This window comes from Clostridium tetani (assembly GCF_900167265.1).
Classification (GTDB): domain Bacteria; phylum Bacillota; class Clostridia; order Clostridiales; family Clostridiaceae; genus Clostridium_G; species Clostridium_G tetani.
Map to the genome: position 1 here is coordinate 1 of NZ_FUWT01000009.1, position 24713 is coordinate 24713.

The window sequence follows — 24713 nt, forward strand, 5'->3', positions numbered from 1 at the left end:
TAAACAACATTTTTATCAATATATTGTCCTGCCATAGATGGTTCATTTGAATCTTCTTTTAAAACTGCTACATTTATGTCTTTCTTTATGCTCTCTACTGTTTCATCATTATCTTTATTTCCCGTTCCTGGCTTTATATCAGGTTTTTCTGTAGGCTTTTCTTCTGGTTTCTCCACGGGTTTTTCCTCTGGTTTTATTGAATTTGAATTTACTATTCTAAATCCTACCTTAGTATTTCCTATTGGTACTATGTTCATATTTAACAAAACCTCTGAATTTTCACCATTTACTTCAAAAGTTAAATCAGCATTTTCACCAGATTGTTTTTGATCATAATTAACACTTTGTCCATCTACTGAGACTTTTATATCCTTCATCCAATCTATTTTGTTTACTGTTATTTTGAAATATTTTTTACCATCCTTTTCTGTATAAACAACATTTTTATCAATATATTGTCCTGCCATAGATGGTTCATTTGAATCTTCTTTTAAAACTGTTACATTTATGTCTTTCTTCACACTTTCTGATACTTCATTTTTATCTTTATTTCCCGTTCCTGGTTTTACATCAGGTTTTTCTTCTGTCTTTAAATCTGGCTTATCTTGATTATATTCCTTTATTAACTTAACAGTATCTTTTTCTAAAGAAAGATCAAATGATACATCTCTATTAACAAATAAAAATGGGTTTATAGTCATTTTAAATTTAACTTTTGAATCTAAATCTTCTACTTCAAATTTTACCTTTCCTTTTTTACCATTACCTGTTTTTTCAATTTCTGCTGTTGCATCTTTTTCATCTACTATTACTTTAATATTTTTCATAATATCAAAGGAAGTAAAATTGGTTATTAAATATTTTTTCCCATCTTTTATTTCATACTCTACCTTATCTATATAACTATTTGACTTTGATATTTCATCTGAATCTTCCTTTAACGCCTTTCCTTTTAATTCATATAATCCTTCTTTTACAACTTCTATATTAGTTCTTGTTTTTACTTCTGAATTTGAATTTGGCTTCACGTTTGGTTTTACTTCTGGCTTTACCTCTGAGTCTGGTTCTGCTTCTGGTTTTGTTCCTGTTTTTACATCTGAGCTTGGATTTGGTTGTGCTTCTGGTTTTGTGTTTTGTGTTTCCTTTGAAGTATCTTCTTTATATTCCTGTATTAATTTAACTGTATTTTTTTCCGGTACAACTTTAAAGCTAACCTTAGAATCACCCATTGGTACTACATTAATACTTAATACTACTTTTGAATCTAAATTTCCTATTTCAAATCTTATTTCTCCTTTTTCTTCTCCCTTATCATTTTTTTCAATAGTTTGAACCGATGGTTTAACTTGAGTTCCATCCACTGTTGCTGTTATGTCTTTCATCCAATCTGTTCTGTTTAATGTTAATATGAAATATTTCTTATCGTCCTTTATTTCATAATTTGCCTTTTCTAAATAACCACCTGCCATAGAGGCTTCATCACTATCTTCCTTTAAGGTTTTTACATTTAATTCATATAGTCCACTTTTATTCTTAGCTTCAACTTTATTGTAACCATGATTAATTTCCAATCCTGGTAAATTTGTCACACTTGATGCAGCTTTTACAGTATAGTGTGTACCACTCATTAGTAAAAAACCTGCTACTGCAATGCTTATTCTTTTATTTATATCTGGGTAAAGTTTCATAATATCACTCCTCGAATTCAAAATCCTAGTTCATTATATCATCATCGATAACCACTTTCAACTATTATTGATTATCAATGTCAATGATTTTTATGATTACTTCCAATTCATCCTATATAAACTAAACTATTGGTATCATTATGAAAAAAAATACATATTATTATTAGTGTAGATGTATATTGATATTATCAAAAGGAGGTGTATATTATGTTTAATAAAAAAGCTAAAATAATTACTACATTGCTTATAGCTATTGTACTTTGTTTTTATACCTCTTATAAAATAAGCTATAAAAAATTTAGTGCAGAGACCTATAAAAGTCCAACAACTAGTAAAGTTATTTTAACAGATACTAAATCTAAAAATAATGATACAAAAAAGGATAAACCTAATCCTAATAAGAAGAAAGAAGACAAAGTTAATGAGAATAAAAATAATGATGAAAAAAAGAAAGAAATCCCTAAGAAAACTAAACCTTCAAATATAGAAAATAAAAATTACAGTTATGAAGACTATTTTAATAAACTAAAGGAAATTGGACTATATAAGAATAGATTTAACGATGAAAATCTAGATTTTAGATATGCAGTACTTCAATTTCAAAGTTCTAAGAACTTAAATTGTGATGGTATTGTAGGCCCTGAAACTTCAAAATATTTAATGAATGAAAATAATAATCCCTCTGATTCTGTTCCTGAAACTTTAAAACATGGCTATTCTATGGTTATAAATAAGGATAAGAGAATTTTAACAGTATATTTAGATGGCAAAGTATACAAAAAGTATCCAGTAGCTGCAGGTGCCTCACCTTCTTATACACCAGAAGGTAAATTTACTATTGTATCGAAACTTATAAATCCTACTTGGATCAGCACAAGAACAGGACAAGTTATATCAGGCGGAACCCCACAAAATCCTTTAGGCAAAAGATGGCTTGGGCTATCAATTGATGGTGGTTCTATGTATGGAATACATGGTAGCAATAATCCTTGGTCCATCGGAACTAATGTATCTTTAGGCTGTATTCGCATGTTTAATAACGATGTTGAGGAATTATTTGATTTTATTCCAATGAACTGCCCTATTTGGATAGGAAATTGTAATAACTTAAACTCTTGGGGTGTATCACAAAAATAAGGGACGGTTAAGTCTTATTTTTCTACTAGCAATAAAAACACCTCATTTCATGTTAATATTTCAACTATTAACATGAAATGAGGTGTTTTTATTAATTCTTCATTAAATAAATTTATCCAATGCCTCCATAAAATATTCCAAGAATATAAACTATAATTGTAAGTCCACAAAATGCATATTTTGTCATAGGTTCAAACCAAGAACCTATTTCCTTATTATTACCTAATTGCGCCTGTTCTCTTGCAAATTTTGAACCACAAATCCAGAAAAACATAATGCCAGCAAGAAGTGCCCCCAAAGGAATAACATAAATAGATATTACGTCCATCCAAATACCAAGTTTGTTTGCATCTTCAAGTATTATCCCTGTAACTGCCCCAATCATTGCAATAATACAAACTGAAGCTTTTCTAGAAAAGTTAAATCTCTCTTGTAATGCCTCTATTGGGCTTTCAAATAGATTCATTAAAGATGTAATTCCTGCAAATAAAACTGCTAAAAAGAATATAATTGCAGATAATTGTCCCATAGGCATTTGCTTAAATACGTTAGGCATTATAATAAACATAAGCGGTGGTCCTGCTGTGGGATCCATACCAAAGGCAAATACTGATGGTATGATTACAAGTGCTGCTAACATTGCTGCACAGGTGTCAAATAGAGTCACATACTTTGCACTTTGTACAATATTTTCAGTTTTCTTTAAATAACTTCCATATACTACAGTTCCTGACCCCGCTAATGAAAGAGAGAAAAATGCCTGCCCTAGAGCAAACACCCAAGTTTTAGGCTCTCCAAGGAATTCCCATTTTGGAACTAACAAATATCTATATCCTTCTATAGCTCCTGGTAATGCTCCAACACTGATTGCAAGAATTAAAAACAACACAAAAAAAGCAGGCATCATAATCTTATTAACCTTTTCTATTCCCTTAGAAACACCCATAGTCATAATGATAAAGGTTAATGCCAATGCTAAAAGATGCCAACTAAGACTTCCTAGTTTTCCAGCAATAGAAGCAAAATACACACCACTATCTGGTGCTTTTATCATTGAACCAGTAATAGTTCCTACGGTAAATCTAAGTATCCATCCTACAACTACTGAATATCCTATGGCAATGCCTAGAGAACCTATTACTGGAATAAGTCCAATAAGATCTCCATGCTTTTTTCCCCTTTTCTCTAATGCCTTTTTAAATGCTCCAACTGGTCCTGTTCCCATTGCACGACCAAAGGACATTTCCCCAATAACTCCTGTAAATCCAATAACCACAACGAATATAATATAAGGTATTAAAAATGCCGCCCCCCCAAACTGCCCTACACGATAAGGAAATAACCAAATATTTCCCATACCTACTGCTGAACCTATGCATGCTAAAATAAAACCAATCTTGGATTCAAAACTATCTCTATTATTTTTCATAATACGCCCCCTTGTATATTATAATCTTTATTATCTAATGTTTTATCCCACTTTTTAGCTAATCAATAGAAAAAAACTGTGATATTTCAACATTTTAAGTGAAATATCACAATTCATTTTTAATTTTTAAATTCCTCTACTTCATTTTAAAATTTCATAAATACCCTAAACTACTATCTAATTATATCTAATTTATTAGAGATTGTCCAAAAATTAAAATAATATGATACAATTTTCATATAAAATCACATTTAGTTAACTAAATGCATTATTAAGGAGGAAAAATTTATGATTAGACATGCTGTTCACGATGATTTGGATAATATTATGAAAATTATTTCTGAAACAATAGAATTTATGGCTTTGGATAACAATACTCAGTGGGACAAAAATTATCCTTCACGTCAAAATTTTCAATGTGATATTGATGCTCATAGCCTTTATGTCATGGAAGAAAACAAGAATTTGTGCGGATTTATCTGTATAAATGATGTGGAACCAAATGAATATGGAGATGTAATGTGGAGTGATAGTGGAGAGTGTTTAGTTGTTCATCGTATGGCCGTATCTGTAGCTTATAGACATCAAGGAGTAGGCACTAAACTATTATCATATATTAAAACACTTGCAAAAGATAAAAAAATTCATTTGATAAAGTCTGATACTTATTCCTTAAATCCAAAAATGAATGCACTCTTCCAAAAATGTGGCTATGAAAAAGTTGGTGAAATAAATCTTTTAAACAAACCATATAAATTTAATTGCTATGAAAAACTTTTATATTAAAAATTTAATGTATGTACAACGAATCACTGATAAAAGAGGCTAAACTATTAACAGGTTTATCAGCAAAGACAATTCGGTTTTATGAAAGTGAGGGTTTAATTTGTGTTAAGAGAAATTCAAATACATATCGTAAATATGATGGTAAGAATATTGATGAATTACGAAGAATAAAAATTCTTCGTAAGCTTGACGTTCCAATTTCTAAAATAAAAGAACTTAACAATGGAAAAACTTCATTGCATGATATTTTCCAAGCTGAACTTAAAAAGAGTATTATTGAAGTAATATTAAAAGAGCTAAATAAAAATCCTAATGTTAATTTAATTGAATACTATAAAGAATTTCAATATATCTACAGTGATTAGTTTACTGAATTATTATGTGAAATCAAAGAATTCGGTCAAGTTTCACTATCGAAGCAGATTTTAAGTACTTTAATATTGAACGAACCGCTGCTATGGCTTTTTAATAATATTAACAACAGAAACTATGAATTTATTGCTATAGAAGGTATTTTATCAATAATAAGTACAATATTACTTACATATAAGCTATGAATTAAATTATTCTTAATCATACCCCTCTTCTGAATATTTAAATTTATTAAGCAAAAGACTATCAGAAATTAGTAAAAAACGGTATAATATAGATATACTTTTCTAAATTTCTCATAGATTTATATGTATTACTTCAATGTAATGCATTACACTAAAATTAGAATTTAGGCTTTATATTAAAGGGGGACGTTAATATGCAAACTTTAGAAACAATTATTAGTCATTTAAGCGACTGGCTGTATTCTTACATCCTAATAGTATTACTAATAGGACTTGGTATCTATTTTACTTTTAAAATTAAATTCGGCCAGTTTAAATTAATCGGTCATATGATTAAACTTATGAGTGAATCAACAGATAGTTTAGGTGAAAAAAAAGGTATCTCTCCTTTTAAAGCTTTCTGTATTTCTGCTGCTTCACGTATAGGTACTGGCAATATTGCCGGTGTTGCAGTTGCTATAGCTGCCGGCGGGCCTGGTTCAGTATTTTGGATGTGGATTATTGCCTTAATAGGTGGTGCTACAAGTTTTATTGAAAGTACACTAGGTCAAATCTACAAAGTTAGAGATGGAGATACCTTTAGAGGAGGTCCTGCTTACTACATTGAACAAGCTTTAGGTAAAAGAAAATTAGGTGTATTCTTCTCAATACTTACTGCTGTTACTTTCGGTTTTATTTTCAATTCTGTGCAAGCTAATACAATAGCTAGTTCTTTTTCAAAGGCTTTCGGAATTAAACCAGTATATATAGGAATTCTTTTATCTATAGTTACAGGTTATGTAATCTTTGGTGGAGTTAAAAGAATCGCTAACGTTTCTGCTACTATAGTTCCAATTATGGCTACTATTTATATTTTTGTTGCCCTATTTATTATGATTAAGAATATTACACTAGTACCACATATGTTTGGTATGATATTTTCTAATGCTTTTGGGGTTAAAGCAGCTTTTGGAGGTACTCTTGGTGCTGCTGTAATGAATGGGGTAAAAAGAGGGCTATTTTCAAATGAAGCTGGTATGGGTAGTGTTCCTAATGCTGCAGCTACTGCCGATACATCTCATCCAGCTAAACAAGGTCTTATCCAAAGCTTAGGAGTATATGTAGATACTATTTTAGTCTGTAGCACTACTGCCTTTATTATATTATTATCAGGAATCCTTAATACTCCTGATGCTGCTGGTTTAGAAGGTGTACAACTTACTCAAGCAGCTCTTAGCTTACAAGTAGGAAACTGGGGAAATACTTTCTTAGCAGTTTGTATTCTATTGTTCTCTTATAGTTCTATAATTGGTAACTATTATTATGGAGAATCTAATATTGAATTTATAGAATCAAGTCCTGGGTTTTTAACAGCATACAGAGTATTAGTATTAGTTATGGTGTTTTTAGGTTCTATTGCAAGTTTTGGACTAATTTGGGATGCTGCAGATGTATTTATGGGCACTATGGCAGTTATAAACTTAATTGTAATTTGGAAACTTGGTCCTATTGCATTTGCTACCTTTGATGATTATATGAAACAATTAAAAGCAGGTGACAATCCTGTATTTAATGCTAAAAATATTAAAGGACTCGGTAAAGTTCAGTGTTGGAATGATACCTTTAAAGGAGTAGAAAAATTTGAATTTTTAAATACTAAAAACGAAACAGAAAAATTATAATCTATATAAAAAAAGTGAGGGAATAAATTTTCCACTCACTTTTTTTAATTAATTGCATATTTTCTTCTCAAATCTTTTTACATCAGCATATCCACTTATAAATACCCTTTTTAATTCATATATACCGCTACTCATATTTGCAAACCCCATTTTTGTAGTGAATGCCATTTTATATCCTGCATTTTTTACATCATCTATTACTTCTTGGTTGCATCTTCCAAAAGGATATGCTATATATTTCACTTCTTTGTCCAATAATTTTTCAATGGCATCTTTTGACTTTTTCAAGGTTTTCACTCTATCTTCCTGTGATAGTTTGTCCAACTTTGGATGATTAGTTGTATGGCTTTCTATATCTATTCCATTTAAAGCTACTTCTTTTAACTGATTTTTACTCATAAAATAAGAATTATCAGCTATATAGTCTGTTATAGTAAAAATAGTGGCTTTAAGCCCAAGCTTTTTTAATATTGGATAAGCATTTTTATAATTATCACTATATCCATCATCAAAGGTTATAGCTACAGATTTTTCAGAAAAAGGTATTCCATTTATTAAATGATCATATAGTTCGTCTAAAGTTAGCGTTTTATAATCATTATCTTTAAGATATTTCATGTGTTCATAAAAGGTATTCTTTGGAACCTTGAATAAACCTTTTTCCTCATTAGATATAGAATGATACATTAATACTGGTATAGAAAAATCATTCTCAGTTTTTGAATGAGAATGATTTAAAAATCCAGGTAAAACCAATGCTACTATTAATATAGTCATTATAATTTTATGTCTTCTTTTCATTAAAATTCACTTCCTTAATATTATATCATATCGGTATTTTATCTTATTATATCATTATTCTACATATAACCTAAGTTTTCAACATTTTTTATATCAACAATCTTTTCCATATTTAAGCATTCCTTATTTCCTTAGATTTCCTCTATATTAATATCTATTTCAATTCATTTCCATATTATGCCTTGTATTTTATTTTTGGTAATGATATAATTATCGCCATAATAGGTACAAATTTATTCTCTAGGATTAATAAGGATAAAACTTACATAAAAATGGTTTTTGCTTCATATGATTAATATTAAAATTATATATGGAGGTTTGAAAAATTAATATTTGACGTTATTCTTTCCACAGTGTCAATGTAGAGAGGAGATGACTATGATTTCTAATTTAAAAGATTTTTGTAAAAGAAATAATAGCAAAAAACTTACGGCTCAAACTTTAATAATACTATCTATAATTGTAGTAATCACTTTTGTTGCTCTATCTAGAAAAAGTATAACTCTAGTTATAGATGGAGAAGAAAAGAAGCTTGCAACCTATCAAAATAATGTCCAAAACTTTTTAGCAAAAGAAGATATTAAATTAAATCCAAAGGACAAAATTGATAAAGACATGGATAGTAAACTATCTAATAAGGATGTTATAAATATTAAAAGAGCTGTAAATGTACAAATCAATGTAGACAACAAGGAATTGGCTATAAAATCTGCTGAAAAAGATATAGCATCTATGTTAGAAGCAGAAAAAATAGTTTTAGGCTCTGAAGATAAAATTTTACCAGGAAAAGATACAACCCTATCTGATGGTATGAAAGTTGATATAACTAGGGTTGAAAAAAAGACCATTACTCAATCTGCTCCTGTTAATTTCAATACTGTGTTTAAAAATGACAGCAGTATGTTAAAATCTAAAAAGAAGGTTTTACAAGAAGGACAAAAAGGAGAAAAGCAAATTACTACAAATGTAGTTTATGAGAATGGTAAAGAAATTTCAAGGAAAGTAATAAAAGAAACCATTACTAAAAAACCTAAGGACAAAATTATAGCCCAAGGTACTCTATCACCTATCCCTGTTTCTAGAGGAACTACTACATCCTTTGCAAACTCAGGTGTGCTTAGAGTGAAAGCTACTGCATATTGGGCAGTTCATGGAGTAAATAATACCTATACTTACTCTGGAAGAAAGGCTGTAAGAAATCCAAATGGTTACAGCACTATAGCAGTTGACCCAAGAGTTATTCCACTTGGAACAAAACTTTATGTTGAAGGTTATGGATACGCAATAGCTGCTGATACTGGCACTTCAGTTAAGGGAAACTTCATCGATGTTTACTTTGATACTCACAAAGAAGCCTGTAACTGGGGATTAAAATATGTAAATGTGTACATTCAAAATTAAATATGCAAGATTAATAAAAACCCCATGTATTTCATGGGGTTTTTATGGTATTTCATGTTATTATGGTGAACTTTATGCAGCTTTATTAAATTAACATCCTTTACGGAAGCTTCATCACTACTACGAATATCTCCGCCCCTGTAATGTACATCTCTAATTTCTGCCTTGTCTTTCTACAACTTGAACATTTTCGATTATTATCACATTTCAGGTTCCAATGTCTCATATTGGTAGGTTTGCCTGCTCTCTAGCTTTTAACGTAGATATTACAATCATCAGCATATCTACAAAACTTATGACCTCTGCTGACTTCTGATAATTCAGCCACATATCACTATGTAGGTTATCATTCATGAATTACATCACCTGGTGATATATCTATCAAAGCTCCCCAGGTAAGAACAACAACCTTCATCTCATATATCTGCTATATTTACTCCTAGGGACTTGGGTAGTATTGAACTTTGTTTTGTTTCTCAGACCGAGATTTTGCCTTCGACTTCATTCAGATTCCACCTCGCGGTGGACACTCTTGCCCATCAGCTAGTGGTTCCCACTACAAGCCACAACGGACTTTCACCATCAAGTTGTTGCCCATGCTGGGCACACTAAAATAAAAATGTACAGTATTTAAATAGATACTGTACATTTTTATTCTAGGAAGCCTTATGTAAAACATTTTTATGCTCTACATCTTTCGAATATACTAATTTTAAAAGTACCGGAGTAATAAGAGTTGTAATAATTACCATTAATATAACAGGAGCAAAGAATTTACTTTCTAATATATTCGTAGAAGCTCCTATATTTGCAATTATTAAAGCAACTTCGCCTCTAGATACCATTCCAATACCTATTTGAAGAGATTCTTCTTTGGTATATCCACAAATTCTTGCTCCAAATTTACATCCATATATCTTTGTTACTATTGCAATAACTGTTAATGCTATAGTAAACATAATCATGGTACTATTCATATGATCTATAGTAGTGCTTATACCTATATTGGCAAAAAAAATTGGAGATAAGAACAAAAATGATACTACCTCTATCTTTTTCTCAATATACTCACAAGCAGGTGTTCTTGAAATAATAATTCCAGCTACATAGGCACCTGTTATATCTGCAACACCAAAAAAACGTTCAGCTGCAAATGCCATTATAAGACAAAATCCTAAAGCTAATATAGGAACTCTTCTTGCCTCGCCCTTTTTATTCCACATATTTTTAAAAAGTGAAACAAAAACAAAACTTATAAAAAAAGCAATAATAAAAAAAGCTACTATTTTTAAAAGAACAAAAGATAATTTTACAGATGAATCTGCTAAACTAGTTACTATAGTTAAAGCTATTATTCCCAAAATATCATCTATTATAGCTGCTCCAAGTATTGCAGTACCAGAGGCTGTTTTTAATTTACCCATTTCCTGAAGAGTTTCTACTGTAATACTAACAGATGTAGCTGTAAGTATTATTCCAATAAATATGTTTTCTAATACTTTATGAAAATCACCAGTTAAAATTTTACCTGGATTATTAAATATACCTGCTATTAAAAAGCCACCAATTAATGAAATTATTAATCCTAAAAGTGCAATTATAAAAGAAGCTTTTCCGCATTTTTTAAGCTCCTCTAAATCTGTTTCAAGTCCTGCACTAAACATAAGAAGAATCACTCCAAGTTGTGATAATTCAGCTATTGTAGCTGTTTTATTAACTATAGCAAGACAAGAAGGTCCTAAGATAAGACCTGCTAAAAGTGCACCTACTACTTGAGGCATATGAAAACGCTGTGCTAAAATCCCCAATAATTTAGTGCTTAACAGTATAATTGCTAAACTTAAGATAAAATTTAATGGATCCATTTATAGTACATCTCCTTTTATATTTGGTTTTGTGTTGAACTTTGTGTAAAGTTTTCTATTTACATAGTTTATCATATATTTCAAGTTCATACAACATTTTCCCAAAAGTCGTAAAAGTCCGTCTTTTCATTAAATTTATGTACCCTCTCTTAGGTGTACACACTAAATATAAAATAACTTAGAGTATATCTAGAAGAAAATTCCAATAAAAACCAAAAATCGCACTTCAGTTGAATACTGAAGTGCGATTTAGAAATAAGTAACTTCTTTTAAAAAGATCTACTTATTTGGGTTCACACCAATTTTTCATTCAATTTAAATATCTACATTCAATAAACATTAGAATTCTTTAAATTTATCCTTTGATACTCCACATACTGGACATTTATCTGGTACTTCATTTAATGATTCTACCTCTATAGTAAATCCACATACCGGACATATGTAGAATTTATTGTCTTCCATATCTTTGTTTTGTTTTGCTAGTTCTTGAGCCTTTTTAAATAATTCAGCATGTTGTTTTTCTGCTTCTACTGCATAGTGAAAGGATCTTTTTGCATCATTTTCCTCTTGAAATTTTGCAGTTTCTAAATATACGGGATACATTTGTTCTATTTCGTGGAGTTCTCCATTAATAGCCCCTTGTAAGTTTTCTACTATATTAGTCTTACCAAATACTGCTCCTGCTGGAACTGTAAAGTCACCAACTTGTTCTTTAAGTACTGTAAAGTGATTTGAAGCATGCACTCTTTCTGCATAAGCTACAGCTTCAAATAATCTTCCTATATTTGGGAAACCATCTTTCTTCGCACTTTCCCCCCAAACTAAATATCTCATATGCGCCATACTTTCTCCGCCATATGCTGATCTTAAAAAATCAGCAGTCATTGCATTTTTTACTGACATAAAATCACCTCATATAATATTTTAGTTTTAAATATATTAACATTATAAAGTCTTACCAAATTTAGTAAAAATAATTCACATTTATATATTTATAATGGTAATGATTTTTTCTTTTAAAAATATTATAATAATTTCTCCTTCCATTCTTCCTCTTTAAATCCTAATAATACGAATCCATCTGCTATAAGGAATGGTCTTTTTATTAGCATTCCATTTGTTGATAATATATCAACTAGTTCTTCAAACTCTGCTGTCTTAATCTTATCTTTTAAATTCATTTCTCTATAGAGAATACCACTTGTATTGAAAAACTTTTTTATTGGAAATCCACTTCTTTCAATCCACTGTTTTAATTCTTCTTTTCTAGGGTTATCTTCTACAATGTGTCTATCTTCAAAATTAATATTATTATCTTCTAACCACTTTTTAGCTTTTCTACAAGTACTACATTTAGGATATTGTATAAATAAGTAATTCATAATTTCACCTACTTTTATTTATTATTAATTAATACTTATTATTAACTATAATATATCTTCTAAATTTATGCAAGCATTCCAGTTAACAATTTTAAAGTTGTTAAAATTTTGCACAAAAAATAGCCTTGTTAAATTCACTAGGCTATTTCTTCTAAATCATATATATTTGAGGGAATATATACGTACTATTTAGCAATAAGTTTTACTTTGTTAAAATATTAACCATAACTTCATAATCATTATACCATATTTCTTTTTAAAAACAAGTAGCCTTATTAAAATCCATAGATTTAGATTTTATATTATGTAAAATCCTTTTATAATATAAGGATAATTTAATATTACAAACTTTTGTTCACCACCTATAAAACATTTCATAAACTAATTATGTGTATACTTTTTTAGGAGGATTTTAATGATCATTCACATAGTAAAGCCAAGAGAAAACCTTTGGCAAATATCAAATTATTATGGTGTGCCCCTTGAAGAAACAATAGAGGCTAATAAACTCCCTGATTCAAATGATTTAGAAGTTGGTCAGGCTATTATTGTTCCTGTAGAGGGAGTTTTTCATATTGTACGTCAGGGAGAAACGTTATGGGAAATTGCTCAAAATTATAACACCACTGTTGAAGCCATCGTAAATAGTAATAATATTCCTAACCCCTCTAATATTTCTCCAGGACTTCAATTATTTATTCCAGGTGTTATTAAAGAAAGACCAGAGGTTTATGTAAATGGATATATCTATGATTTAGGAGAAAATGCTGTACCCATTGTTATGGAAGATGGTGATTTTCTAACTTACTTAAGTCCCTTTGCTTACAGAATAAAAGAGGATGGTAGTCTTGAACCAATAGATGATGTTCCTGCAATTAATGCAGCTTATTCAAAAAATGTAGTTCCTATGATGTCTATAACTAATTTTACCTCTACAGAACTTGGACAAAATCTTGCTCATGTTGTGCTTTCTAGCCCTGAAATAAGTGAAAATTTAATAACAAATATAATTAATGTCCTAAGAGAGAAAGACTATAGAGGTGTAAATATAGACTTTGAAAATGTACTTCCAGAAGATCGTGAACTCTATAATAATTTTCTTCAACGTACAGTAGATCGTCTACATCCACAGGGTTTTTTTGTATCCACTGCCCTGGCTCCAAAAACCAGCGGAGAACAAACAGGTCTTTTATATGAAGCTCACGATTACGAAGCTCATGGTAGAATTGTGGATTTTGTAATTTTAATGACCTATGAATGGGGCTATAGATTAGGTCCTCCTCAAGCAATTTCTCCAATTAATAGAATAAGGGAAGTACTTGACTATGCTGTAACTGTAATACCTAAAGATAAAATTTATTTTGGATTCCAAATATATGCAAGGGACTGGGTTATTCCTCATGTTCAAGGGCAAGAAGCGCAAACCTTTAGTATTCAAGAGGCTATCAGAAGAGCCAATAGATACAATGCAGTAATTCAATATGATCCTGTGGCTCAGTCTCCATTTTATAGATATAGAGATAATAATGGTGTAATGCATGAAGTGTGGTTTGAAGATCCTCGAAGTGCTCAAGCAAAATTTGATTTAGTAAAGGAATATGATTTGGCTGGAATAAGTTATTGGGCTTTAGGATTCCCATTTCCACAAAATTGGACTCTACTTGCAGATAATTTTATAATTAAAAAACTTCTGTAGTTGTAGAGTTATAGTTATAGGGGACGGTTAAGTTATTTTCCCATAATAAATAATGAATAGTTATGGATGTTTCTCTTAATTTTCATCTAAAAATCATCCTTAACTATTCACCTATCTTTTTATATATTTAATTAAATTGTTACATTGAATTTTTTAACTAAATTAACTCCTATTATTCCTCCTACAGTCATTGCTGGAAGGAATACCCATCCTGATAGAGAGAAGTTACATATCGCTGAATATAATGCACCTGCGTTACATCCTAATCCAACTCTAGCTCCATATCCCATTATTAATCCACCAATTGCATAGAATACTACATCTCTAAATTTGAAGTTTTTCTTAAAGGAAAATCTTCTTGCTAATAATAATGATAATGTTGCTCCTAATAATATTCCTATATTTCTCATGGAAGATGGATCATTTAAGAATCCTCCATTTATTTTCTTCATTCTGCTTGCAAACCATGGCCAATTTGAAACATCAACTATTCCTACGCTTTGATATAACCAAGCTCCCCAATCTGCGAAAGTTGAGGTTACACCCCAGCTCTTTCCTGTTGTAACAAGTATTGCAATAAACATAATAGTTAAACATACTGCTCCTGTGTAGAAAGACCATCTTTGTATAAAGAATTTGTGATAAGTTCTTTCACTGAAGAATTTGTAGTCTGTAGTTTCTGGTAATGGTTTTTCCCAGTCACTGTATTCTTCCTTTGTATAAGTGTTTTCTCTTTTTCTTTTAGCTTCATATTTCATAGTTATAACATAAATTAGTAAAAATCCTAAAAGTGATACTATAATAGATCCTAAATATCCAAATGTATCTGGAAGATAAACTTTTCCTCCTAATTTAAAGAATATACTTTGTTCCCACCATGGCATGTGTTTTACACCAATTAATGATCCAGTTACAAAGAAAAATAATACTATAAATGCTCTTATTTCACCTTCACCTGAGTCTGTTAATGTTCCGGAAGCACATCCTCCCCCAAACATCATACCGATACCAAATAATACTCCACCAATTACTGTCCCTAAGTTTGTTGGTTTAACAGAAGATGCTCCTGGAATTTTTGCTCCTGCCATAAAAGCTCCATAATGAATTGCTGCCGTAATTAATAAAGTTATAGCAAATAAAAACATTAGGGCCTTTGTTAAGGTACCGTCTCCTGTTACATATATTTTCTTTACGCCACCTGCAAAACCAAATCTTGATCTTTGCATAACATATCCAACTGCTAGTCCTGTAATTAAGAATAATGCCAATTTAGAATCTTTTGCATATTGGAATGATCCGAATATACTTAATGCTATTAAAAGTGCTAGTCCTATATATGTTTGTTTCTTATCTGTAGAAACCAATTCAACTTTACTAGTGTTTTCTGCCAACTCTAATCCAGATGTCTCCTTTTTACTCATAATACCTTGCTCACTTCCTATTCTCATTATTATTTCATATAAAAGGGGCAATTAAAGCCCCTATTTTTTAATATTATAAGAAATTGTAGTCTGTAACTATTTTTTCTCTTCCTGTTGTTTGATCATTGAAATATTCATAGAAGGATATTCCCATAAATCCACCAGATACATTATAAATGTTATCAAATCCTAAATGTTTTAATGCTTTTGCTGCATTGTAACTTCTTTGAGCACTTCTACAGTGTAAGTAAACTGGTTGATCCTTTGGAATTTCAGCTACTCTATCTCTTATTTCACTTAAAGGTATGTTTTTAGCTCCGATTATGTGGCTTAATTCATATTCGTGTTTTTCTCTTACGTCTATTATGCAAGCCCCACTTTCAACTAAATCTCTTACATCATATTCATGAACTTGTTTGAACTCATCGTGTAATAAGTTTGATCCAACGTATCCTGCAAAGTTAACAACGTCTTTAGCTGTTCCAAATGGTGGTGCATAACAGAATTCTAGATCTCTTAGATCGTTTATAGTTGCTCCAAATTTGATAGCTGTAGCTATAACGTCTACTCTCTTATCTACGTTTCCTCTACCTATTGCTTGAGCTCCTAATATTTTTCCAGTTGGTATTTCAAATAATAACTTGAAGTGAAGTGGTTCACATCCTGGCATTAATCCAACCTTGTCTCCAGGGATTACTTTAACTGTTTCATATTGTATATCTAAGTTAAGAGCTTTTATCATTCCTTCGTTTAGTCCTGTGGAAGCTCCATTATATTCAAAACATTTTACTACTGATGATCCAATATATCCTGTGTTTGGTACTAATCTTCCGTGGATATGGTCAGCAACTTCTCTTGCTTGTTTTTGTGCAGGTCCTGCTAATGGAAGTTTAGTCATTTTTCCAGTTAATGCATGGTATACTTCAATAGCATCCCCTACTGCATAAACATCTTCATCTTTAGTTCTGTAGTTTTGGTCTACTTTTATTCCTCCTAATTCTCCAAGTTCAAGACCAGCTTTTACTGCAAGATCTGTTTCTGGAGTAACACCTATAGCCATAACTACAGCTTCAGCTTCAACTCTCTTTCCTGATTCTAATACAACTGTATCTTTTTCAAATGAAGCTACTTTATCGTTAACGATTAAATTTATTCCTTTATCGTGTAATTCTTTGTGTAGAATTTGAACCATGTCATAGTCAAATATTTTCATAACTTGGGGCATAGCTTCTACTAAAGTTACGTTAAATCCAGCTTCTTTTAAGTTTTCTGCAACTTCGATTCCTATGAATCCTCCACCTACTACTGTAGCGTTTTTAGTTTTCATAGTGCTTACGAATTTGTTTAATTTATCTATATCTATAACGTTTCTTACTGTGAATAAGTTTATGTCTTCAATTCCTTTAATTGGTGGAACTATTGGTTTTGCACCTGGTGATAATATTAATTTATCATAGTTTTCAGTGTATTCTTTTCCAGTTAATGTATCTTTAATTGTTATTTCTTTTTTAGCTCTATCTATATCGATAACTTCGCTGTTTACTCTAGCTTCGATATTGTATTGTTTTTTAAATTGTTCTGGTGACATAAGTACTAGTTGGTTAGCTGTTTTAATTAATCCAGCTAAGTGATATGGTAGACAACAGTTTGAAAATGATACGTGAGGACCTCTTTCAAACATTATTATTTCGTCTTCTTCACTAAGTCTTCTTAATCTTGCTGCTGTGGACGCACCTCCGGCAACTCCACCTACTATTAAATATTTTTTACTCATGGCATATCCCTCCATTATATTATTTAATGCTATATTTTTTTGTAAATTATAAAATAAACAAATCTAAAACATTTACAGAAATAATTGCAATTGTAACTGCAGTTTTACAATCATTATTTTTTATTTATTTAATTTCGTTTGTTAAATTTCTTTCAATGTCAATTATAGTACAAGCTGTCTATCTTTCATAATAAACATGTGTTATGTACTATAAGCTTTTATTATAAACCTTAGTTTTAAAGGCTTTTACCATGATGAACATTTGATTATTTTTTGACAAAAGAGATTTTTTACTTAAGATAGGCTTCTAATTATGATGTATATGGAATCATCTATGACATTTTATTGTTAAATATATACCCTATTAAGCTCGTAAAATAAATCAAAGCTAGGCTATCACCTGAAAATCTTTTAAGCTATAAAATTCCATTGAATAATTTATTTTTAGTTAAATGTAAAAATTTGCATAAATAAAGGTTTTTTTTGCAATGAAGCGAAAAAAATCCTTAATAATCATTCATTATTCCTTATTCATTAAAAAACTGCGTCGCATTTTTTATATTTGTTCTTATTGTAAGATTTTATGATATAATAATTACAATATACAAGTATATTTTCAAATAGATATTTTTAAAATTAAGGAGGGATTACGTGAATCTTGAATATCTCCAATCATTTTATGTTACAGTTAAATCTAATAGTATATCAAAAGCCGCAGAAAACCTTCACCTAACTCAACCAGGTCTTAGTATGCAACTTAAAAACTTAGAAAAAGAGTTGGGTGTAACTCTTTTAAATAGAAGTAATAAAGGTGTAGAAATGACTGAAGAAGGTAAGGTTGTCTTCGATTACGCACATACAATTTTAGATATAAAGGGGAATATAGAAAGAGATCTTAAAAGCTTACATGAAGACGTTCCAACACTAATTATTGGTTCTTGTAAAAGTGTGGGAGAATATGCTCTTCCTTGTAGCATTTATACTTTTAAAAAGTTTCACAAAGAAATAAATATACATATGCAAATAGATAATTCCAATGAAGTTATAAAAAAATTATGTGATCATACTATTAACATTGGAATTGTTCAAAGACATCCTGAAAATAGCAATATAGACACAAAAACTATAATTTCAGATGAGTTAGTTTTAGTTGCAAGCCCATATAATGATAAAAGTAAAATTTCTTTAGAAGAACTAAAGGATTTACCATTAATACTAAGGGAAGAAGGTTCTGGTACAAGAGATTTAGTTTTAAAATCCTTGCATAATAAAAATATTAATTTAAAGGATTTAAATGTTATATACAATTTAAATTCCCCAGAAGCCATTAAATCTTCCGTTTCTTCAGATAAAGGCTTTTCTTTTTTACCTAAACTTATAATTAAAAAAGATTTAAAAGAAAGCTACCTCCAAAAAATTGAACTTGATGAACTTAAAATTGATTTTAATTATTATATTGTTTGCAGAAAAAACTATAGACTTACCTCTTATGAACAAACATTTGTGGACTTTATCATTTCTAATAAAAGAGGATTTTGTTAAAACTTAAGGAGGACCAAGTCCTCCTATGATAAAAATTTTATTATTATTTTAACTCCTATCCATGCTCCAAGGGTAATGAATATACCAAAAACCCATGCATGAAGAGAAAAGGATGGAACCCCACTAAAAAAACTACCTACAGAACAACCAAAAGCAAGTCTGGTGCCATATCCCATCATAACTCCTCCTAAAAGTGCAAATAAAACCTGTTTTTTATCTTTTATCTTTTTCCATTTAAATTGTGATGCTAATAAAGTGGCAATCAATGCACCTATAACCGTCCCCATATTTAAAATAGTATATTTATTTATAAATAAATTATTATTTTCAATTATTGATTGATAATTATGTTGAAGGTAAGTGAAATATTCCCATTTTAAAGGCTCTAAACCAAGCCATTGTAAAACTCCAACAGCCCATAATAAAAAGCCACTAGTTATATGCCAACTAGTACCAGTTGTCCATAATAAAATTATATTTAGAATTCCAAGTAGTACGCCTCCTACCCAATAAGGCCATGGCTTTTTTATCCACTTTTTAATGTTCTCCATACCTTTACTCCTTTTTATTTAGGTTTTTGGATATAAACGTCCCAATATCCACCTTCCAATTCAACAACTTTTACTGGATAATTATTTTTTCCTCCCCATTCTTCCATACTTATTCCAACACAACTATGATCTGAATGTAAAATCAATATATCTCCAGATTTCATTTTTTTCAATTCTTTTATTGCCTTTATTATAGGAATTGGACATGCTTCATACAAGCAATCAACCTCTTTTACTGACATAAATACTCCTCCATTATTTCCTTATCTTTTTTTATCTGATAGTTTAGTTACTATTTTATATAAAATTATTAAAATTGTAATTTGTACTACAACAGCTACTTTAAAATTCATATACTCTGGAAAATAAACAGTCTTAGCTTTTCTTATAATATGTTGATACCAAAAGGAATAATCCTTAGCCCCCATAGCAGTTCCAATTAAAAATCCTAAGAGAACAATCCACTGAAGAGCATGTCCTTCTCCAATTCTCATAAGTACACCTGAGCCACATCCTCCTGCAAGTATCATTCCTATTCCAAATATAAATGCCCCCAAGGCTACATGTGCTCCCACAGATCCAATACTTCCAGGAATATAATTATAATTTATACCGTTATTTTTAATATAGTAACTCTGAATTATAGCAAAACCCAAAGTACTTATAATTATTCCAAGTAACATTCCTCGTAATATCTTTGTATTTCCAGTAAGAAATGGATCTCTAAATGCAGCTGCAAAACAAAATCTTGAATATCTTAAAACAATTCCAATAGATACACCTAATATCCAACTATATGCATGTTTTTCATTATTTTTCCAAATAAATAGAAAAGTAATGACTGCTATTATAATTACTATAATTGCATATAAAATCTGGTTACTTTTTTTACTTTCTGTTTTGCCCTGCCTTTTCTTTATCAATTCATCTATTTCATTCATTGACATATAATCATCCTTTGAAAATTCTTATTTTACTTTTAATAATTATAACATATTTAAAAAGGTTTAGTAAATTTTAAAAGCTTTGCATTTGTATAGTTTCAGTCCATTGCTATATCATATAGTAAAAGCTGTTGACAATTTATATTTATCAACAGCTTTTATAGTATACACTAATTATTTTATAGTTTTATCTGCAGTACTTATCCCTCAGAGCTAATACTTTTTTTACAGATTTTTTTACTTCCTCATCTTGATACTTAATCATCATATCTATCAAATGTTCTGGTGGATAGTAATATTCACTAGGTTTAATGATTTCTGGATCAAGTGGTGGATTTTCAACTGTAAATACTCCTGTATTTAGCTTCGATACTCCATTTACATTATCTTCTTTTTTAAATGTAGCAACATAAGGATGACACATTTCTATATTTATTCTTGTCAATGTTGTATTGTCTACTAACATTTTAAAGCATTCTTCTACATTCATACTACCTTCACCTATGGCAATACCACAAACTCTGTAGTCATCTCCATCTTTTATAATAATATGATCTTTAAAATGTGTTGTAAAAGTATATGGGGCAAGTTTTTCAATAGTTTCCTTTGGCTCTTCCCAAACCATCATTCCATTTCCAGTGTCACAGGTAATTCCTACCCATGGACTTCCTATTTCCTTTACTATATTTATCATATCATTTGCTGTTTCATATTCATGATTCTCTAGTGCAAGTTTTATCCTATATTTTCTAAGTAAAGGTAATACTTCTCTAATATCTTCTGGAGCTCTTCTTATTTCCTCTTGAAGATCTCCGCCACAGCTAACATAAGTTCTAATAACATCTGCATCTAATCTATGAGCAACATCTATAACCTTTTTTAACTTATTAGGTTCTGTTCCCCTAGCATCAATCTCAACAAATAACCCATATTCTTCTATTTCTTTTCTTACTTTAGCTAAATGTTCAGGATCATTTGAACCAAGAGTTCCCCATTCTGGATCTAAGTTTTTATCTTTTATTATGTTTATTTGTACTCCATCTAATCCTAGTTCTGCTGTTTTTCTTATAAAATCAAATATATCCATTCTATTATTTTGAAAATGCAAATGATAACTTTCTGTCTCTAATCCAATTTTCATGATATTTCCTCCTCTAATTTAATATTAGAAAGGCTATTGTGCGTTTATTTCCCCTGTTCTAATACCATGTTTTTCTTCTTTATTATTTTAAGTAATATAGTTGATATAACAAATCCTAATATTGAAAATGCTATCATAGTCATAAATACATGTTTATATCCTTGTAATCCTGGTGCTCTATCAAGCATGCTACCATATATTGCGTAAGCAAACATTGAAGGAGAATATCCTAATACACAGGCTATTGACATAGCTGCTCCACTTATTTCTCTTGGAACTTTTATTTCCTCAATTGGTGCGAAAAATACAGCTCTCATTGAGAATATAATTGCTCCAAATCCAAGTGTTAGAGCCATCCCTACATATATATTCATTGATTCATGAGGTAATAATATAAATCCAGTCATTGCTAATGCTGATATTAATAATGCACCTCTTAAATATTTTGTAGCAGATTTAAACTTTTTATCGACTAGGATTCCTCCAACAGGTCCCCCTACCATTTTTAAGCCATATTGATTTATAATACCATAGGCTCCTACTAAGGTTACTGGCATTGCATAAATATCCTTTAAGAAAGGAATAAAGTATGTTAGTCCACAATATACAGAGTAAATTGAAAATATAGTAAGTGATACAATCCATATTTCTGGTGTTTTAATAGCTTTTACAACTCCATTAAAAGCAGCTTTGTTTTTACTGATTTTATTACCTTGTTCATCTACATCTTTTATTGCGTCATCTTCAAGCATAAAATATGAAATAATTCCGACAACTATAGGTACTATAGAATAAAATATTATTGATCCTCTTAATGCTAGTGCACCTTTTCCTAATAATGCGAATATTCCAAGTGCACTAAAAGCCACAATAGTATCAACTACACCTCTACCAGCTTCAAGAAATCCAAACATTCTTCCTTGTTCATCTTCATTTCCTAATAATCTTACAGCTTTTAATAAAACTGGCCAATAAATTACCTCTGCAAATAAAGAGAATAATCCCCAAATTATTAATATTTCATAGTAACTTGGAAAAGTAGCTAAATATAATCCTATAAGTCCAACACCAATTAATGATAAAGGTATTAATTTTTTCTTAGAAAATCTATCTGCTATATATATAGAAGCAAAATTTCCTATAGTTTGTACCATTCCATAAACAGACATAGCTGCACCAATTTGAGTGTGTGTTAAATTAAGAAATTCTTGCATAGGTACGTAAAATGCATCTTTCAAAGATGAAAGCTTAAAAATTGTACCTCCTCCTAAGATTAATACAATAAGCTTTATCCATTTCATTCTTTCCTGTTTCTTACTCACATGAAAACCTCCTTCTGTTTAGTTGAAAACGTATAATTAATTATGTTACAAGTATATAATATTTTTTTTGGAGTTTCAAGCATTATTTTTGAATTATGTCTGTTTTTGTGTTTTTATGTTTATTTAAAAGTATCTTCAAATTTGGAAATTATGTGAAAGTAAAAAAATATCTCCTACAGCCCTCTATAGGTGCTTTAAGAGATATTTTCATATAAAAACTCATTCTATTATTCTTCATTATCATCAAATATATATTCATTTACAGGATTAAAAAACTCTCTAGTTAACTTAAATACTTGTGGACTTAAATATACAATTGCAGCTAGATTAGGAATAATTAACAATCCTAAAATGCAGTCTTGAATGTGCCAAACCAATGATAAACTGCTAATACAACCTAGTGCCGTAAAAAAGATAAATGGATATCTAAAATAATAAGCTTTTTTACTTCCTAATAAATAATTTACTCCTACTGTTCCAAAATAACATTGAACTGGAATAGTGGAATAAGCAAATAAAATCATACATATTCCAACTATATCTTTAAATATAGGATGAACCTGACCAAATGCCATACTAGTAAGTATAGAAGCCTGATGTCCTGATTCGATAACACCAGTACTTAAAATAGATAAACCTGTTATAGTACAGACAACTATGGTATCTATTAGTACCTCTGTAATACCATAGAGTCCTTGTCTAACTGGATGATCTGTAATTGCTGAGGCATGTAAAACTGGAGCAGATCCTTCTCCTGCTTCATTGGAATAAAGCCCTCTAGCTACTCCATATCTCATAGATTGTCTAATAGAATAACCTACTACACCTGCTACTCCAGCTTTTATATTAAAAGCACTTTTAAATATGCTTGCAAACACAATGGGAATTGTTTTTATGTTGAAAATGATTACAATTATACCACATATTATATAAATCCCAGCCATAAAAGGCACTACTCTTTCTGCAAAGGATCCTAATCTTTTAATCCCTCCTATAACAACAAGTCCAACAGAAAAAACAAGAATGATTGCTGTAATTGCTGGAGGAATACCTATAATATTTTCAACTACTCCCGCCACCGCATTAGATTGTATTAAATTTCCACCACAGATTTGAAGTACCATCAAAACTGCATATAAATTGGCTAACCATGGCATTTTTAACCCTTTAGAAATATAATACATAGGACCTCCAACATAAGTTCCATCTTCAGACTTCTCCCTATATATCATTCCTATAACTATTTCTCCAAACTTTGTTGCCATTCCTAAAATTCCAGCAATCCACATCCAAAATATAGCTCCCGGTCCTCCTGATACTAAAGCTGTAGCTACTCCTACAATGTTACCATTTCCCACACAACTTGCCAAAGCTGCACATAAGGCTTGGAATGGTGTAAGGGTCCCTTCCCCAGTTAACTTTTTCTTATTTTTCTTTATAAATGATTTAACAATAGTTTCTCGAAAAATAAAAGGAATTTTTCTTATCTGAATAAATCCTGTCATGATAGTGTAATATATGCCAATACTAATTAAGGTAATTATAAGCCAATTTCCCCAAATTAAATTTGAGAAGTTTCTAAAAAATTCCTCTAGAAATTTCATGAAATTTC

At 30.2% G+C, this 24713-nt stretch carries 22 protein-coding genes; 7 read left to right on the forward strand and 15 right to left on the reverse strand.

Translation table 11 applies throughout. The annotated features are described in order from the left end of the window. A partial coding sequence (locus B5D21_RS07845; RefSeq protein ID WP_200809739.1) for an NEAT domain-containing protein occupies positions 1-1688 on the reverse strand: 1688 nt, incomplete at its 3' end. Positions 1689-1895: 207 nt separating this feature from the next. Here B5D21_RS07845 and B5D21_RS14265 point away from each other — a divergent pair. After that, entirely contained in the window at positions 1896-2825 is a 930-nt protein-coding gene (locus B5D21_RS14265; protein ID WP_052040365.1) for a L,D-transpeptidase family protein, read from the forward strand. A gap of 112 nt (positions 2826-2937) precedes the next feature. On the opposite strand, the gene B5D21_RS07855 is transcribed toward B5D21_RS14265, so the two are convergent. Beyond that, the gene (locus B5D21_RS07855) at positions 2938-4254 is read right to left on the reverse strand and encodes a sodium-dependent transporter (protein ID WP_011099423.1); all 1317 of its coding nucleotides are present in this window, start codon (positions 4252-4254) and stop codon (positions 2938-2940) included. A 288-nt stretch (positions 4255-4542) separates the two neighbouring features. On the opposite strand from B5D21_RS07855, the gene B5D21_RS07860 reads away from it, so the two are divergent. The 3 genes from B5D21_RS07860 to B5D21_RS07870 all read left to right on the forward strand — a co-directional run bounded on the left by B5D21_RS07860 (position 4543) and on the right by B5D21_RS07870 (position 7258). Then, on the forward strand, positions 4543-5040 hold the full coding sequence (locus B5D21_RS07860) for a GNAT family N-acetyltransferase (protein WP_011099422.1): 498 nt from the start codon (positions 4543-4545) through the stop codon (positions 5038-5040). An 11-nt stretch (positions 5041-5051) separates the two neighbouring features. Beyond that, a complete protein-coding gene (locus B5D21_RS14170; RefSeq protein WP_052042374.1) occupies positions 5052-5405 on the forward strand; it encodes a MerR family transcriptional regulator in 354 nt (117 codons plus the stop codon). A 386-nt stretch (positions 5406-5791) separates the two neighbouring features. After that, positions 5792-7258, forward strand: coding sequence for an alanine/glycine:cation symporter family protein (locus tag B5D21_RS07870; protein WP_011099421.1), 1467 nt, complete (start codon positions 5792-5794; stop codon positions 7256-7258). Between the two features lie 48 nt (positions 7259-7306). On the opposite strand, the gene B5D21_RS07875 is transcribed toward B5D21_RS07870, so the two are convergent. Then, on the reverse strand, positions 7307-8059 hold the full coding sequence (locus B5D21_RS07875; RefSeq protein ID WP_011099420.1) for a polysaccharide deacetylase family protein: 753 nt from the start codon (positions 8057-8059) through the stop codon (positions 7307-7309). 378 nt (positions 8060-8437) lie between these two features. Between B5D21_RS07875 and B5D21_RS14395 the strand changes: the two genes are divergently transcribed. Then, positions 8438-9460: a G5 domain-containing protein gene (locus B5D21_RS14395; protein ID WP_035109959.1), complete on the forward strand. Its 1023-nt coding sequence runs from the start codon at positions 8438-8440 to the stop codon at positions 9458-9460. Between the two features lie 222 nt (positions 9461-9682). Here the strand turns inward: B5D21_RS14395 and B5D21_RS14400 are convergent, their stop codons facing one another. From B5D21_RS14400 to B5D21_RS07895, 4 genes are all read right to left on the reverse strand, one after another. Then, on the reverse strand, positions 9683-9814 hold the full coding sequence (locus tag B5D21_RS14400) for a hypothetical protein (RefSeq protein WP_274542137.1): 132 nt from the start codon (positions 9812-9814) through the stop codon (positions 9683-9685). Positions 9815-10116: 302 nt separating this feature from the next. Then, the gene (locus B5D21_RS07885; RefSeq protein ID WP_011099418.1) at positions 10117-11325 is read right to left on the reverse strand and encodes a cation:proton antiporter; all 1209 of its coding nucleotides are present in this window, start codon (positions 11323-11325) and stop codon (positions 10117-10119) included. Positions 11326-11664: 339 nt separating this feature from the next. Further along, positions 11665-12231 carry a rubrerythrin family protein gene (locus tag B5D21_RS07890; protein ID WP_011099417.1) on the reverse strand — a complete coding sequence of 189 codons (567 nt, stop codon included), beginning with the start codon at positions 12229-12231 and terminating at the stop codon, positions 11665-11667. 122 nt (positions 12232-12353) lie between these two features. Then, positions 12354-12710: an arsenate reductase family protein gene (locus B5D21_RS07895; protein ID WP_011099416.1), complete on the reverse strand. Its 357-nt coding sequence runs from the start codon at positions 12708-12710 to the stop codon at positions 12354-12356. A 415-nt stretch (positions 12711-13125) separates the two neighbouring features. On the opposite strand from B5D21_RS07895, the gene B5D21_RS07900 reads away from it, so the two are divergent. Beyond that, positions 13126-14406 (forward strand): glycosyl hydrolase family 18 protein, encoded by a 1281-nt coding sequence (locus tag B5D21_RS07900; RefSeq protein WP_011099415.1) that lies wholly within the window; start codon positions 13126-13128, stop codon positions 14404-14406. Positions 14407-14537: 131 nt separating this feature from the next. Here the strand turns inward: B5D21_RS07900 and B5D21_RS07905 are convergent, their stop codons facing one another. Both B5D21_RS07905 and B5D21_RS07910 read right to left on the reverse strand, forming a co-directional pair. Further along, entirely contained in the window at positions 14538-15827 is a 1290-nt protein-coding gene (locus tag B5D21_RS07905) for a YeeE/YedE family protein (protein ID WP_078688093.1), read from the reverse strand. 73 nt (positions 15828-15900) lie between these two features. After that, positions 15901-17601 carry an FAD-dependent oxidoreductase gene (locus tag B5D21_RS07910; protein ID WP_023438053.1) on the reverse strand — a complete coding sequence of 567 codons (1701 nt, stop codon included), beginning with the start codon at positions 17599-17601 and terminating at the stop codon, positions 15901-15903. A 651-nt stretch (positions 17602-18252) separates the two neighbouring features. On the opposite strand from B5D21_RS07910, the gene B5D21_RS07915 reads away from it, so the two are divergent. Continuing rightward, positions 18253-19143 carry a LysR family transcriptional regulator gene (locus B5D21_RS07915; protein ID WP_011099412.1) on the forward strand — a complete coding sequence of 297 codons (891 nt, stop codon included), beginning with the start codon at positions 18253-18255 and terminating at the stop codon, positions 19141-19143. 23 nt (positions 19144-19166) lie between these two features. Here the strand turns inward: B5D21_RS07915 and B5D21_RS07920 are convergent, their stop codons facing one another. The 6 genes from B5D21_RS07920 to B5D21_RS07945 form a co-directional block, all read right to left on the reverse strand. Beyond that, entirely contained in the window at positions 19167-19694 is a 528-nt protein-coding gene (locus B5D21_RS07920; protein ID WP_011099411.1) for a YeeE/YedE thiosulfate transporter family protein, read from the reverse strand. 14 nt (positions 19695-19708) lie between these two features. After that, positions 19709-19936: a sulfurtransferase TusA family protein gene (locus B5D21_RS07925; protein WP_023438051.1), complete on the reverse strand. Its 228-nt coding sequence runs from the start codon at positions 19934-19936 to the stop codon at positions 19709-19711. Between the two features lie 21 nt (positions 19937-19957). Beyond that, positions 19958-20641 (reverse strand): YeeE/YedE thiosulfate transporter family protein, encoded by a 684-nt coding sequence (locus B5D21_RS07930; protein WP_011099410.1) that lies wholly within the window; start codon positions 20639-20641, stop codon positions 19958-19960. A gap of 184 nt (positions 20642-20825) precedes the next feature. Beyond that, positions 20826-21779 carry a sugar phosphate isomerase/epimerase family protein gene (locus B5D21_RS07935; RefSeq protein WP_011099409.1) on the reverse strand — a complete coding sequence of 318 codons (954 nt, stop codon included), beginning with the start codon at positions 21777-21779 and terminating at the stop codon, positions 20826-20828. Between the two features lie 44 nt (positions 21780-21823). Next, positions 21824-23101, reverse strand: coding sequence for an MFS transporter (locus tag B5D21_RS07940; protein ID WP_011099408.1), 1278 nt, complete (start codon positions 23099-23101; stop codon positions 21824-21826). A gap of 227 nt (positions 23102-23328) precedes the next feature. Further along, positions 23329-24705 carry an alanine/glycine:cation symporter family protein gene (locus B5D21_RS07945; protein WP_011099407.1) on the reverse strand — a complete coding sequence of 459 codons (1377 nt, stop codon included), beginning with the start codon at positions 24703-24705 and terminating at the stop codon, positions 23329-23331. Positions 24706-24713: the final 8 nt, after the last annotated feature.